Genomic DNA, 14,772 nt, shown 5'->3' with positions numbered 1-14,772 from the left:
TTTTGCTATTAGCATATTCCTGTTAGCTATAATGATATTCTGATTAGCTATAATGATATTGCATGCAAAGCAAAGTGAAAAAGCTGGTGTAAGAGTCGCCATTCACCCGCCAACTCTTTATTCATCGGGGGCCTGGGATAAAGGTAAAGGGCGATTGCTATCTTCAGACTTTGAGATCTGTAGTCTGATTTGTGTAATTGATGTAAACTTACATTGTTGCGATAATCCAAATAATTTAATAACAATTGATTGAGACTATTAATTATTATCTATATTTGTGATATCGAACTCAAATCTGGAATATTATGGACGATTTTAATACTGTATATGCGCTACTTGTTTTAGTTATGCTATTTGTGCTATTGAGTAGGTTGGATAATCGCTTCGGGAAAGTAGAGAGAGAATTGAATGAGATAAAGAAACGAATGGACGATTATCTCAAACTTCAGCAAAAGGCTGCTACTGAAGAGCATAAACCTAAAGAGGAAATAGTTGTAAAAGAAACAGAAGATGTCCCTTTGATCTCTCAAATGACAGAGCATGTTACGGTAATAAAGGCTGCACAACAAGGGAAAGTTGTTCCGGAAAAACAAGAATCGGTTGTTGAAACAGTACGTGAGACACTAGAAAAGACGGTTGAAACAGAACTGGAAGAAGTTTGTATTGAGGCTGTTCGAAAAGAATCTGCTAAATCTCCGACTGTTCCGGTTATCCCGGTTGCTCCGGCTGTTTCAAGACAAAAGAAGCAAGTGAATTACGAGAGGTTCATCGGTGAGAATCTCTTCGGAAAGATCGGTATCCTTATATTCGTCATCGGTGTAGGTTTCTTTGTGAAGTATGCTATTGATAAGAATTGGATCAATGAGACTTTCCGTACCGTACTTGGTTTCCTGACGGGAGCTGTATTGCTGGCCGTTGCCGAACGGTTGCAAAAGAAATATCGTACATTTAGCTCGCTACTTGCGGGTGGCGCTTTTGCTGTATTCTATCTTACGGTTGCCATTGCATTCCATTATTATCATATCTTCTCGCAGACTATGGCGTTTATCATTCTGATAGGCGTCACTGTATTTATGTCTGTTCTGTCTGTGGTGTACAATCGGCGTGAACTGGCTATCATTTCACTTGTCGGAGGATTTCTTGCACCTTTCATCGTAAGCAGTGGAGAGGGAAGTTATCTGGTACTGTTCACTTATGTAAGTATCCTGAATCTCGGTATGTTCGGACTTTCCATTTATAAGAAGTGGGGTGAGCTTCCGATTATCTCATTTGTCTTTACCTGGCTGATAATGGGAATCTTTCTTTTATTTAGCTATACCTCCAGTTCTACAGTTATTTCGGGGCACTTGTTTTTGTTTACCACTCTGTTTTATTTTATTTTTCTGCTTCCGGTGTTCTCCATTCTTCGTGGGGAAGATATGCGAACAATGAGTCGGGGACTGGTATTCGTCATTATAACGAATAATTTTATTTATTTGCTTTCGGGAGCTTTGTTCTTGCGGAATATGGGATGGTCTTTCAAAGCAAGCGGTTTGTTGAGCCTGTTTATCGCTCTTGTTAATTTAGGGCTGGTGCTTTGGTTATGGAAGAGCCGGAAGGACTATAAATTCTTGGTGTATACCACTTTGGGACTTGTGTTGACATTTGTCTCTATTACCGTCCCGATTCAGTTGGATGGAAATTATATAACATTAGTTTGGGCGTCAGAAATGGTGTTATTGTTATGGCTTTATATCAAGTCGAGAATCCGGGTATATGAATATGCGGCAAAGATACTGGTGGGACTCACCTTTATTTCTTACCTGATGGATATATATAATGTAGTAATGTATGAACATCATGTTGTCGGCACTATTTTCCTGAACAGTTCATTTGTCACCTCTTTGTTTGTAGGGCTGGCTACCGGAGCATTTGCTTTGTTGATGGGACATTATAGCTCATTCTTCTCTACAGCCCGTCAACTGAAATATGGTTTCTGGAATCCTTTCATGCTTTTTGTCTCTGTAGCTATACTCTATTATACATTTATGATGGAGTTCCACCTGCATTTTGAGGGAGCTACGAGGAGCGGAGCAATGTTCTTGTTTACTGCCATTGCTATTTCGAGTGTTTGTTATGCTTTCAGAAAAAGATTCCCGATCACCCGATATCTGACTTTCTATATGCTGGCTATTGGGGTAAATTCGCTTGTATACATCATAAATATATGGGGAGACCAATGGGAGAACATGGCTTTTGTGCCTGTTGTACTGCGATGGTTCACGGCAGCCTTTGTAATAGCGAATATCTATTATGTGGCACGCCAATACTATCTATTAATCGGCATCAAGAGTCGTTTCACTATTTATCTCAATATTCTGGTCACTCTTCTTTGGGTGACAATGGTACGCTCTTTTCTCTGGCAGGTAGGAGTGGGTGATTTCAGTGCCGGACTTTCGCTTTCATTAAGTATTGCCGGATTTGTTCAGATGGGACTAGGGATGCGTTTGCATCAGAAAGTCATGCGCATGATAAGCCTTTCGACTTTCGGAATCGTTCTGCTTAAACTTGTATTTGACGATTTGTGGGCAATGCCTACTATTGGTAAAATCATTGTGTTCATCATTCTCGGACTGATATTACTGATACTTTCATTCCTTTATCAGAAACTAAAGGATGTATTATTCAAGAATGACGAAGATGAAGTTAGCTAAATCTTAAATTGTATATTATAATAAAGGCTGCCATTCTTTCTTAGAGTAGGCAGCCTTTACTTTATATGATACGTTTTTATGCAAACTTCCTTATTCCTGTGAGAAACGTTTTACCTGTTCCTCGATTAACTCCTTGTCATCGAAATAATTAATCTTCATTGCTTTTTTCACATCTGCCAAAGTCTCGGCAGCAGCAGCTCTGGCTACTTCGCATCCTTGCTGAAGCATGTCGTAGATAGCCGGAATATCTTTGCTGAACTCTTTACGACGGTTCCGAATCGGTTCGAGTATTTCTTGCATAATAGAGTTCAGGAAACGTTTCACTTTTACGTCGCCCAGTCCGCCGCGTTGATAATGTGCTTTCAATTCTGCCAGGTTCGGATAATCCGGTAAGTAGCGTTCGAAATGTTCGGGAAGGCAGAAAGCGTCAAGGTAAGTGAATACGGTGTTACCTTCAATCTTTCCCGGGTCTTGTACACGGAGATGTCCCGGATCGGTATACATACTCATAATCTTCTTCTGGATTTCTTCCGGTTCTTCCGAAAGGTAGATACAGTTTCCGAGTGATTTACTCATTTTAGCTTTACCGTCAGTTCCCGGAAGACGCAGGCAGGCTGCATTGTCCGGCAACAGGATTTCGGGTTCTACCAATGTCTCACCATATATATAGTTGAAACGGCGAACGATTTCACGAGCCTGTTCGAGCATTGGTTCCTGGTCTTCACCCACAGGGACAGTTGTTGCACGGAATGCTGTGATGTCCGCTGCCTGGCTGATAGGATAAGTGAAGAAACCTACGGGAATACTAGCTTCAAAGTTACGCATCTGGATTTCCGATTTCACAGTCGGGTTACGTTGCAGTCGGGATACGCTTACAAGGTCCATATAATAGAAACTAAGCTCGCATAATTCCGGAATTTGCGACTGTATGAAGATGGTAGCTTTAGACGGATCTATGCCACAAGCCAGATAGTCAAGGGCTACTTCAATTACATTCTGACGCACCTTTTCCGGATTGTCTATATTGTCTGTCAATGCTTGCGAATCGGCAATGAAGATAAACATCTTGCTATAATCACCTGCGTTTTGCAGGTCAACTCTGCGTTTCAACGAACCTACATAGTGACCGATATGAAGTCTTCCGGTAGGACGGTCGCCCGTCAATATGATTTTTTCTTTTCCCATATTTTATTACCTTATTATATAATGGCAACAAAGATAAGGATAAAAACTGAAAGATACATCAAAATGTAGTTACTTCGTGATTTGTGCTTACTATGACGAGAAAGTATTCATTAAAAAAGCCAATGGAAAAACAACCGTTTCATTGACGCGGTAAACTATTTCGGTAAAAAAGTGAACGTTTCTTTTTGTCATGTGCAAAATATGTCGTTACTTTGCACAAATTTTGAAATCGACAATGAATCAACAGGAAATCAGAAGTAAGTATTATCTACATTCGGATGTTTTGCACCCGGAAACGGCAGACTTCTTCTCTTTTCTCCAAAAACGATATTTTAGTTCTTTGGTAATGCGTTAATCCTTTTTTGAGGGTAACGCATTTTTTTTATGGACGAACTTAGAAATAACAACTTATTATAACAACAAAAGAAATGGAAAAGGAAATCAAGAAAGTTCTCGTTTTGGGTTCTGGAGCACTCAAAATCGGACAAGCCGGAGAGTTCGACTACTCAGGCTCACAAGCACTGAAAGCTTTGAAAGAAGAAGGTATCAGCTCAGTATTGGTAAACCCGAACATCGCAACCATTCAGACTTCTGAAGGTATTGCCGATAAAGTGTATTTCCTTCCCGTAAATACTTATTTTGTAGAAGAAATTATCAAGAAAGAACGTCCTGATGGTATCTTGCTGGCATTCGGCGGACAGACTGCATTGAACTGCGGTGCGGAACTCTACACACAGGGTATTCTTGATAAATACGGAGTAAAGGTGCTTGGTACATCGGTAGAAGCTATCATGTATACAGAAGACCGTGATTTGTTCGTGAAGAAACTGAACGAAATCGAGATGAAGACTCCGGTTAGCCAGGCAGTAGAAAACATGGAAGATGCCATCGCTGCTGCACGCAGAATCGGTTATCCTGTCATGGTACGTTCTGCTTATGCATTGGGTGGTCTTGGTAGCGGTATCTGTGCCGACGAAGAAGAATTCCTGAAACTGGCTGAAAGTTCCTTTGCTTTCTCTAAACAAATTCTGGTAGAAGAATCTTTGAAAGGCTGGAAAGAAATCGAATTTGAAGTGATCCGTGACGCTAACGACCATTGCTTCACAGTAGCCAGCATGGAAAACTTTGACCCGCTGGGTATCCATACCGGTGAATCAATCGTTGTGGCTCCTACTTGTTCACTGGATGATAAAGAATTGACTCTGTTGAAAGAACTTTCTACTAAATGTATCCGTCACCTCGGCATCGTGGGTGAGTGTAACATTCAGTATGCTTTCAACTCTGATACGGACGACTACCGTGTGATTGAAGTAAATGCCCGTTTGAGCCGTTCTTCTGCATTGGCGTCTAAAGCTACCGGTTATCCGTTGGCATTCGTAGCCGCTAAAGTTGCACTCGGCTATACACTCGACCAGATCGGTGAAATGGGTACTCCGAATTCAGCATATTCAGCTCCTGAACTTGACTATTACATCTGTAAGATTCCTCGTTGGGACTTGACTAAGTTTGCCGGTGTATCTCGTGAGATCGGTTCAAGCATGAAGTCGGTAGGTGAAATTATGTCTATCGGCCGTTCTTTCGAAGAAATCATCCAGAAAGGACTTCGTATGATTGGTCAGGGGATGCACGGTTTCGTAGGTAACGACGAACTGCACTTTGACGATTTGGATAAAGAACTTTCCTGTCCGACTGACTTACGTATCTTCTCTATCGCACAGGCCATGGAAGAAGGTTACACTATCGAACGTATCCACGACCTGACTAAGATCGATCCCTGGTTCCTTGGCAAACTGAAAAATATCGTAGACTACAAAGCTAAATTGTCTGCTTATAATAAGGTAGAAGATATTCCGGCTGACGTGATGCGTGAAGCGAAGATCTTAGGTTTCTCTGACTTCCAGATTGCCCGCTTCGTCTTGAACCCGACTGGAAATATGGAGAAAGAAAACTTGGCTGTACGTGCTCATCGAAAAGCTTTGGGTATTCTTCCGGCTGTGAAACGTATCAATACCGTCGCTTCCGAACATCCGGAACTGACTAACTACCTGTATATGACTTATGCAGTAGAAGGTTATGATGTAAACTATTATAAGAATGAAAAATCAGTAGTGGTACTGGGTTCGGGTGCTTACCGCATCGGTAGCTCGGTTGAGTTTGACTGGTGTTCGGTAAATGCCGTTCAGACAGCCCGCAAATTGGGTTACAAGTCAATCATGATCAACTACAACCCTGAAACGGTTTCTACTGACTATGATATGTGCGACCGTCTGTACTTCGACGAACTTTCGTTCGAACGTGTACTCGACGTAATCGATCTGGAACAACCTCGCGGTGTGATTGTCTCTGTAGGTGGACAGATTCCGAACAACCTGGCTATGAAACTTTACCGCCAGTCGGTTCCTGTACTAGGTACTTCTCCGATCTCTATCGACCGTGCTGAAAACCGTAACAAGTTCTCCGCTATGCTCGACCAACTAGGTATCGACCAACCGGCATGGATGGAACTTACTAGTCTCGAAGAGGTGAAAGGATTCGTAGAAAAAGTAGGCTATCCGGTATTGGTTCGTCCTTCTTATGTTCTTTCGGGAGCTGCAATGAATGTTTGCTACGATGATGAAGAATTGGAGAACTTCCTGAAGATGGCTGCCGAAGTTTCTAAAGAATACCCGGTAGTTGTTTCTCAATTCCTTGAAAATACAAAAGAAATTGAATTTGACGCTGTTGCCCAGAATGGTGAAGTGGTGGAATACGCAATTTCCGAACACGTGGAATTTGCCGGTGTTCACTCCGGTGACGCTACACTGGTATTCCCGGCACAGAAGATTTACTTTGCAACGGCACGCCGTATCAAGAAGATCAGCCGTCAGATTGCCAAAGAACTCAATATCTCCGGTCCGTTCAATATCCAGTTCCTGGCTCGTAACAACGAAGTGAAAGTTATCGAATGTAACTTGCGTGCTTCTCGTAGCTTCCCGTTTGTGTCTAAAGTTCTGAAACGTAACTTCATCGAAACAGCTACCCGTATCATGCTGGATGCTCCGTACTCACGTCCGGACAAATCTGCGTTTGATATCGACTGGATTGGTGTAAAAGCTTCTCAATTTTCTTTCTCTCGTCTGCACAATGCCGACCCGGTATTGGGTGTGGATATGTCTTCTACGGGTGAAGTTGGATGTATTGGGGACGATTTCTCTGAAGCATTACTGAATTCGATGATTGCTACCGGATTCAAGATTCCTGAAAAAGCGGTTATGTTCTCTTCCGGTGCCATGAAGTCGAAGGTGGATTTGCTGGATGCTAGCCGTATGTTGTTTGCTAAGGGATATCAGATTTATGCTACTGCCGGAACTGCAGCTTTCCTGAACGCTCATGGAGTAGACACAATTCCGGTTTATTGGCCGGATGAAAAACCGGGTGCAGAGAACAACGTGATGAAGATGATTGCTGACCATAAGTTTGATTTGATCGTTAACATTCCGAAGAATCATAGTAAGCGTGAATTGACGAACGGCTATCGTATCCGTCGCGGTGCGATTGATCACAACATTCCATTGATTACAAATGCTCGTCTGGCAAGTGCCTTTATCGAAGCATTCTGCGAATTGAAATTGGGTGATATTCAGATCAAGAGCTGGCAGGAATATAAATAAACTGTTTTAGTCGTTTATTTAAGAAAAAGAACTCTTTCTTTGGCTTGTTCAAAGAGAGGGTTCTTTTTTTTATGTGCCTTGCTACTGGTAGTTCCGCACTGTGAAACTAGAGTTTCGTCGGTGTGAAACTAAAGTTTCATCGGTGAGAAACTGGAGTTTCACCAGTGAGAAACTAAAGTTTCAGTGGCTGGAAACTAACTAAACTAAGGCTTCCTTGATTTCATCATCCGAAGGGATGAAAGTCTTATAGCGGAAGGATGCATTGATAAAGTGTGACGGCATGGTGACGGAAAATGGTGCTGTCACCATGCCATCACGTCTTGCTGTCACAGTCTTACTTGTTTATAGTCAATGCATTATTAGGCTTTGGGTGACGGATGACAGCAACTTGTAATATTTAAAATCTCTAGTAGAATGTTTTTTTGCTTTTTATTATTTACTTTTGTTTCTTGAAAAGATAAAATCAGATTTAGCGATGTTAGTACTTCTATCTTGTGCCAAGACTATGAGTGAAACTTCAAAGGTAAAAGTTCCTTTGAAGACGGTTCCACGATTTCAAAAAGAAGCTTCCGGGGTTGCTTTGCAAATGTCACAGTTTTCGGTGGACGAACTGGAGCGTCTGTTGCGTGTGAATGCTAAGATAGCTGTGGAAAATTACAAGCGTTATCAGGCTTTTCATGCAGAGGGTACACCGGAACTGCCAGCTTTATTGGCTTATACCGGAATTGTGTTCAAACGGCTGAATGCAAAAGATTTCTCGAAAGAAGAATTTGAATATGCACAGGAACACCTGCGGCTGACTTCCTTTTGTTATGGGTTGTTGAGGCCTTTGGATGTCATTCGTTCCTATCGGTTGGAAGGAGATATAGTGTTGCCTGAACTGGGCAATCAGACGATGTTCTCTTATTGGCAGTCTCACCTGACGGATGTGTTCATAGAAGATATAAAGAAAGCCGGCGGCATACTTTGCAATTTGGCTAGTGACGAGATGAAGAGTTTGTTTGATTGGAAGCGGGTAGAAAAAGAGGTGCGTGTCATCACTCCCGAATTTCAGGTCTGGAAGAATGGAAAATTGGCTTCAATAGTGATATATATCAAAATGTCCCGTGGTGAAATGACACGATTCATTCTGAAGAATCGAGTTGAAAATCCGGAGGATCTGAAAGGCTTCTCTTGGGAAGGATTTGAGTTTAACGAATCTCTTTCGAATGAAAAGAAGTTTGTATTTACTAACGGTAAAGAAGTATAAAGTATGACGGAAGTTGAGAAGATGCGTAGTAGCCAGTTGGCTGATATGTCTGCACCGGAATTGCAGGTACGTTTTGAACATGCCAAAAAGCTATTGGCACGTATGCGGGGAATGAGTACATACGATGCGGGGTATAGGGAATTATTGGAAAAGTTGGTGCCGGGGATTCCTGAAACTTCTATTATATGCCCGCCTTTCCATTGCGACCACGGAGACGGAATTAAGTTGGGTGAACATGTGTTTGTTAATGCCAATTGCACTTTCCTCGATGGAGGATATATCACGATTGGTGCTCACACACTGGTCGGCCCTTGCGTGCAAATTTATACGCCGCATCATCCAATGGATTATCAGGAAAGAAGAGGCTCTAAGGAATATGCTTATCCGGTGACGATTGGTGAAGACTGCTGGATTGGCGGCGGCGCTATTATCTGTCCCGGCGTGACGATCGGTAATCGTTGTGTGATAGGAGCGGGGAGTGTTGTGACGAAAGATATTCCCGACGACAGTGTTGCAGTCGGGAATCCGGCACGTGTGATTCGTAAATAGGTTGTTTTATCTATTAGAAGGACTGGACGAAGTGAAAGTTGCAAGAAAAAAACTTTTTTATATTATTTGTTGATAATCAGAGCTTTCCTTTATTAGACAAAAACTTTCTTGAAAAATAATACATGAAATGTTTGCAGAATTCAAAAAATGCCGTACCTTTGCATCGCTTTTGAAACGGAAGTGTAAGGGCGTTTAGCTCAGCTGGTTCAGAGCATCTGCCTTACAAGCAGAGGGTCGGCGGTTCGAATCCGTCAACGCCCACACAAAAAGAAGTCTTACGGATGAATTCGTGAGACTTTTTTTTATTTCTTACCTCTTTTATACAAACTTTCTTTTTCCTTTTACCTTATAACTCAGGAAAAAGAGTTAATTTTGCAGTCTGATAATTATCTAAGAAAACGTATGGAACTTGATGTATTGACGGCCATATCTCCGATTGATGGTCGATATAGAGGCAAAACTAAAGCTTTGGCAGCTTATTTCTCTGAATTTGCACTGATTAAATACCGTGTACAGGTAGAGGTGGAATACTTTATCACCTTGTGCGAACTCCCTTTGCCGCAATTAAAAGGAATCGATAGCAACGTGTTTGAAACTTTACGGAATATCTACCGTAACTTCTCTGAAGCAGACGCACAGCGCATTAAAGATATCGAAAGTGTAACTAACCACGACGTGAAGGCCGTAGAATACTTCCTGAAAGAAGAATTTGACAAGATGGGCGGAATGGATGACTATAAAGAATTCATCCACTTCGGACTGACTTCTCAGGATATTAACAATACGTCTGTTCCTCTTTCTATCAAAGAAGCATTGGAACAGGTTTACTATCCGTTGATTGAAGAGTTGATTGCGCAGTTGAAAACTTATGCAACAGAATGGGCTAACATTCCGATGCTTGCCAAAACTCACGGTCAACCGGCTTCTCCTACTCGTTTAGGCAAGGAAGTGATGGTATTCGTTTACCGTCTCGAACGTCAGCTGGCCATGTTGAAAGCATGTCCGATTACCGCTAAGTTTGGTGGTGCTACCGGAAATTACAATGCGCATCATGTAGCTTATCCTCAATATGACTGGAAACAATTCGGTAATCGGTTTGTTGCAGAAAAACTGGGGCTGGAACGTGAAGAATATACTACGCAGATTTCGAACTATGATAACCTCTCTGCTGTTTTTGATAGCATGAAGCGTATCAATACAATTATGGTCGATATGAATCGTGACTTCTGGCAGTATATCTCTATGGAGTACTTTAAACAGAAGATCAAAGCCGGAGAAGTGGGCTCAAGCGCCATGCCGCATAAAGTGAATCCGATTGACTTTGAAAATGCGGAAGGTAACCTGGGTATAGCAACGTCTATCCTGGAACACTTGGCTGTGAAACTTCCTGTTTCCCGTTTGCAGCGCGACTTGACAGACTCGACAGTGCTGCGTAATGTAGGTGTGCCTTTCGGTCATATCGTGATTGCCATTCAGAGTTCTTTGAAGGGATTGCGTAAACTGTTGCTGAACGAACCGGCTATCTATCGTGACTTGGATAACTGCTGGAGCGTAGTGGCAGAAGCTATTCAAACTATTCTGCGCCGTGAGGCTTATCCGCATCCGTATGAAGCTTTGAAAGCTTTAACCCGGACTAATCAGGCTATTACAGAAAGTTCTATTAAAGAGTTTATCGAAGAATTGAATGTAAGCGAAGATATTAAAAAAGAGTTAAGAGCAATCACTCCCCATACTTATACGGGGCTTTAATTGTTTACTTATATAATAAACGTGTTTTTAAATAGGCCGTGAGGCCAAAGTCTAATTTTATTCGAATAAAAAAAATGAGCACAGAAAACGAAGAATGGCGCGAAAATTCTTTCAATGAAGAGAATACAGGTGCCGGCCGTGATGGTAACAGGTCTTACAACAGAGAAGGTGGAGAACGTCCGTATCGTCCTTCTTACAACCGTGAAGGCGGGGATCGTCCGTATCGCCCGCGATTTAATGCCAACAATGAAGGAGGCGAACGCCCGCAGCGTTCGTATGGTGACCGCTCTTATGGCGACCGTCCCCAACGTCCTTCTTACAATCGTGAAGGTGGCGATCGTCCGTATCGTCCTCGCTTCAATAACAATAATGAAGGAGGCGAACGCCCGCAACGTTCTTACAACCGCGAAGGTGGTTCTTATGACCGTCCCCAACGTCCTTCCTACAATCGTGAAGGTGGTTCTTATGACCGTCCCCAGCGTCCCCGTTTCAATAGCGGCGAAGGTAGTGACCGTCCTCAACGTCCTTCTTACAACCGTGAAGGTGGTGACCGTCCGTACCGTCCCCGTTTCAATAACGGCGAAGGTAGCGACCGTCCTCAACGTCCTTCTTACAACCGTGAAGGTGGTGACCGTCCGTATCGTCCCCGTTTCAACAACGGTGAAGGTGGTGGCTATCGTAGCAACAACGGTGGTGGCGGCTATCGTCCGAGATACAACAATGACCGTTCACAAGGAGGCTATCGTCCTCGTCCGCGTACCGGCGATTATGATCCGAATGCTAAGTATAGCGTAAAGAAACAGATCGAGTACAAGGAACAGTTTATTGATCCGAATGAGCCGATCCGTCTGAATAAGTTCCTGGCTAATGCCGGTGTTTGTTCACGTCGCGAGGCTGATGAATTTATCACGGCAGGTGTGGTTTCTGTAAACGGTGAAATAGTAACGGAATTGGGTACAAAGATCAAACGTTCGGATGTGGTTAAGTTCCACGATGAACCGGTAAGCATCGAACGTAAGGTATACGTATTGTTGAATAAGCCGAAAGATACGGTTACTACATCGGATGATCCGCAGGAACGCCGTACGGTAATGGATCTGGTAAAAGGCGCTTGCAACGAACGTATTTATCCCGTAGGACGTCTTGACCGTAACACGACTGGTGTACTCTTGCTGACGAATGACGGTGATCTGGCTTCCAAGCTGACACACCCGAAATTCCTGAAGAAGAAAATATATCATGTTCATCTGGACAAGAACCTGACAAAAGCGGATATGGATCAGATTGCAGCTGGTATCCAGTTGGAAGATGGCGAAATCCATGCAGATGCAATCAGCTATACAGATGATTTCAAAAAAGACCAGGTAGGTATCGAAATTCACTCCGGTAAGAATCGTATCGTTCGCCGTATTTTCGAATCACTGGGTTACAAAGTAGTAAAACTCGACCGTGTGTTCTTCGCCGGACTGACCAAAAAAGGGCTGCGTCGCGGAGACTGGCGTTACCTGTCGGAAGCAGAAGTAAACTACCTCCGTATGGGATCGTTTGAATAATAAGTCAATAAATAACAACTTGACAGAGGACGAGGAAAGAGAGCAGGAAAGAATGAACCCTGTAATTGAAACCTCGTCTTCTTGTATCTAAAAAGAAAAAGTTAAATGGAAAAGATTGGTAGAACAAAAATTGTTGATCTGTTGAAGCGCACAGATATTGGCGCGATGGTCAATGTGAAAGGATGGGTTCGCACCCGCAGAGGTAGCAAACAAGTAAACTTTATCGCACTGAATGACGGTTCTACAATAAATAATTTGCAGGTCGTAGTAGATTTGGCTAATTTCGATGAAGAGATGCTGAAACTGATTACTACCGGCGCTTGTATTAGCGTGAACGGAGAAATGGTAGAGTCAGTAGGTTCCGGTCAGAAAGTGGAAGTACAGGCTCGTGAAATCGAAGTGCTGGGTACTTGTGATAATACATATCCATTGCAGAAGAAAGGTCACTCTATGGAGTTCCTGCGCGAGATTGCTCACTTGCGTCCGCGTACGAATACGTTTGGTGCTGTGTTCCGCATCCGTCACAACATGGCGATTGCTATTCACAAGTTCTTCCATGAAAAGGGCTTCTTCTATTTCCATACGCCGATCATTACGGCTTCCGATTGTGAAGGTGCCGGACAGATGTTCCAGGTGACTACCATGAACCTGTATGACTTGAAGAAAGACGAGAGAGGCTCTATCTCTTATGAAGATGATTTCTTCGGTAAGCAGGCAAGTTTGACCGTTTCCGGTCAGCTGGAAGGTGAATTGGCTGCTACTGCTTTGGGAGCTATCTACACATTCGGTCCTACGTTCCGTGCCGAAAACTCCAACACTCCCCGCCACTTGGCAGAGTTCTGGATGGTTGAGCCGGAAGTTGCTTTCAACGATATTACAGACAATATGGACTTGGCGGAAGAGTTCATCAAATATTGTGTGAAATGGGCGTTGGATAACTGTGCGGATGATGTGAAGTTCCTCAACGATATGTTCGACAAGGGCTTGATTGAACGTCTGCAAGGTGTATTGAAAGATGAGTTCGTACGTCTGCCTTATACAGACGGTATCAAGATTCTGGAAGAAGCTGTTGCGAAAGGCCATAAGTTCGAGTTCCCGGTTTACTGGGGCGTGGATTTGGCTTCTGAACACGAACGCTTCCTGGTGGAAGAACACTTCAAACGTCCGGTGATTCTGACTGACTATCCGAAAGAAATCAAAGCCTTCTATATGAAGCAGAACGAAGATGGTAAGACTGTACGTGCAATGGACGTTCTTTTCCCGAAGATCGGTGAAATTATCGGTGGTTCCGAACGTGAAGCGGACTATGACAAGCTGCTGACCCGTATTGAAGAAATGCACATCCCGATGAAAGATATGTGGTGGTATCTGGATACCCGTAAGTTTGGTACGTGTCCTCATTCCGGTTTCGGACTTGGTTTTGAACGTCTGTTATTATTCGTTACAGGTATGGCGAACATCCGTGACGTGATACCGTTCCCGCGTACACCGAGAAATGCTGATTTCTAATATTTCGGTATATTTATGTAAAACTCGCATAATCTTTGGGTTATGCGAGTTTTTTTATGTCTTTGATAGTTATATTCTCAAAATAAATATTTATATTTGGACATACGCCTTCGAGAGTGTTAACTAAAATCATACGACAATGAAAAAGCTCTTTTTCTTTACCATGCTTTCAATGATGTTGTTAGCGGTAACAGGTGCGATGGCCCAAAAGAAAACAAAATTCAAAGCGGCCGATTTAAAAGGTATTTGGCAGCTCTGCCACTATGTGTCGGAATCTCCCGATGTTCCGGGAGCATTGAAACCCAGTAATACATTTAAAGTGTTGAGTGATGACGGACGGATCGTGAACTTTACCATTATCCCCGGTTCGGATGCCATCATTACAGGATATGGAATGTGGAAACAACTGACGGATGATTCTTATAAAGAAAGTATCGAGAAGAATATTCATCTGCCAATGTTGGATAATCAGGATAATATCCTCGAATTTGAAATAAAAGACAATGATTATCTGTGTCTGAAATATTTCATCAAGAATGATTTGAATGGAAACGAGTTGAATACCTGGTATTATGAAACTTGGAAACGGGTGGAGATGCCGGCTAAATTTCCGGAAGATATTGTGAGATAAGCAA

10 protein-coding genes and 1 tRNA gene are annotated in these 14,772 nt (G+C 42.8%); 9 read left to right on the top strand and 2 right to left on the bottom strand.

Going from position 1 to position 14,772, the window contains the following annotated elements; translation table 11 throughout:
- The first annotated feature begins 305 nt into the window (after positions 1–305).
- Positions 306–2,693, top strand: a complete 2,388-nt coding sequence (locus I2I13_RS02450) for a DUF2339 domain-containing protein (protein WP_195648652.1) — start codon at positions 306–308, stop codon at positions 2,691–2,693.
- Positions 2,694–2,783: 90 nt separating this feature from the next.
- Here I2I13_RS02450 and trpS read toward each other — a convergent pair whose 3' ends face one another.
- Positions 2,784–3,878 (bottom strand): tryptophan--tRNA ligase, encoded by a 1,095-nt coding sequence (gene trpS / locus I2I13_RS02445; RefSeq protein WP_004297181.1) that lies wholly within the window; start codon positions 3,876–3,878, stop codon positions 2,784–2,786.
- Positions 3,879–4,306: 428 nt separating this feature from the next.
- Between trpS and carB the strand changes: the two genes are divergently transcribed.
- Positions 4,307–7,528 carry a carbamoyl-phosphate synthase (glutamine-hydrolyzing) large subunit gene (carB, locus tag I2I13_RS02440; RefSeq protein WP_148366581.1) on the top strand — a complete coding sequence of 1,074 codons (3,222 nt, stop codon included), beginning with the start codon at positions 4,307–4,309 and terminating at the stop codon, positions 7,526–7,528.
- Between the two features lie 198 nt (positions 7,529–7,726).
- Here the strand turns inward: carB and I2I13_RS24595 are convergent, their stop codons facing one another.
- Entirely contained in the window at positions 7,727–7,858 is a 132-nt protein-coding gene (locus tag I2I13_RS24595; protein WP_255518787.1) for a hypothetical protein, read from the bottom strand.
- Positions 7,859–8,003: 145 nt separating this feature from the next.
- Between I2I13_RS24595 and yaaA the strand changes: the two genes are divergently transcribed.
- The 7 genes from yaaA (at position 8,004) to I2I13_RS02405 (ending at position 14,768) form a co-directional block, all read left to right on the top strand.
- Positions 8,004–8,777 carry a peroxide stress protein YaaA gene (yaaA, locus tag I2I13_RS02435; protein WP_195648651.1) on the top strand — a complete coding sequence of 258 codons (774 nt, stop codon included), beginning with the start codon at positions 8,004–8,006 and terminating at the stop codon, positions 8,775–8,777.
- Positions 8,778–8,780: 3 nt separating this feature from the next.
- Positions 8,781–9,326: a sugar O-acetyltransferase gene (locus I2I13_RS02430; protein ID WP_148366579.1), complete on the top strand. Its 546-nt coding sequence runs from the start codon at positions 8,781–8,783 to the stop codon at positions 9,324–9,326.
- Positions 9,327–9,512: 186 nt separating this feature from the next.
- Positions 9,513–9,587 (top strand) — tRNA-Val (locus I2I13_RS02425).
- A 141-nt stretch (positions 9,588–9,728) separates the two neighbouring features.
- Positions 9,729–11,075, top strand: coding sequence for an adenylosuccinate lyase (purB, locus tag I2I13_RS02420; protein ID WP_195648650.1), 1,347 nt, complete (start codon positions 9,729–9,731; stop codon positions 11,073–11,075).
- 74 nt (positions 11,076–11,149) lie between these two features.
- Entirely contained in the window at positions 11,150–12,628 is a 1,479-nt protein-coding gene (locus I2I13_RS02415) for a pseudouridine synthase (RefSeq protein ID WP_195648649.1), read from the top strand.
- A 105-nt stretch (positions 12,629–12,733) separates the two neighbouring features.
- On the top strand, positions 12,734–14,137 hold the full coding sequence (gene asnS, locus I2I13_RS02410) for an asparagine--tRNA ligase (RefSeq protein WP_148366576.1): 1,404 nt from the start codon (positions 12,734–12,736) through the stop codon (positions 14,135–14,137).
- A gap of 139 nt (positions 14,138–14,276) precedes the next feature.
- Complete coding sequence (locus I2I13_RS02405; RefSeq protein WP_195648648.1) at positions 14,277–14,768, top strand: DUF4488 domain-containing protein; 492 nt, start codon at positions 14,277–14,279, stop codon at positions 14,766–14,768.
- Positions 14,769–14,772: the final 4 nt, after the last annotated feature.

It is taken from the genome of Bacteroides sp. D55t1_190419_B8 (assembly GCF_015558905.1).
GTDB classification, from domain to species: Bacteria; Bacteroidota; Bacteroidia; order Bacteroidales; family Bacteroidaceae; genus Bacteroides; species Bacteroides vicugnae.
This window is presented reverse-complemented; position numbering and strand designations above follow the sequence as displayed.

Coding starts and splice junctions, on each gene's coding strand:
- carB (WP_148366581.1), top strand. CDS start 4,307: ATGGAAAAGGAAATCAAGAAAGTTCTCGTTTTGGGTTCTGGAGCACTC.
- I2I13_RS02405 (WP_195648648.1), top strand. CDS start 14,277: ATGAAAAAGCTCTTTTTCTTTACCATGCTTTCAATGATGTTGTTAGCG.
- I2I13_RS02430 (WP_148366579.1), top strand. CDS start 8,781: ATGACGGAAGTTGAGAAGATGCGTAGTAGCCAGTTGGCTGATATGTCT.
- yaaA (WP_195648651.1), top strand. CDS start 8,004: ATGTTAGTACTTCTATCTTGTGCCAAGACTATGAGTGAAACTTCAAAG.
- I2I13_RS02415 (WP_195648649.1), top strand. CDS start 11,150: ATGAGCACAGAAAACGAAGAATGGCGCGAAAATTCTTTCAATGAAGAG.
- asnS (WP_148366576.1), top strand. CDS start 12,734: ATGGAAAAGATTGGTAGAACAAAAATTGTTGATCTGTTGAAGCGCACA.
- I2I13_RS02450 (WP_195648652.1), top strand. CDS start 306: ATGGACGATTTTAATACTGTATATGCGCTACTTGTTTTAGTTATGCTA.
- trpS (WP_004297181.1), bottom strand. CDS start 3,878: ATGGGAAAAGAAAAAATCATATTGACGGGCGACCGTCCTACCGGAAGA.
- purB (WP_195648650.1), top strand. CDS start 9,729: ATGGAACTTGATGTATTGACGGCCATATCTCCGATTGATGGTCGATAT.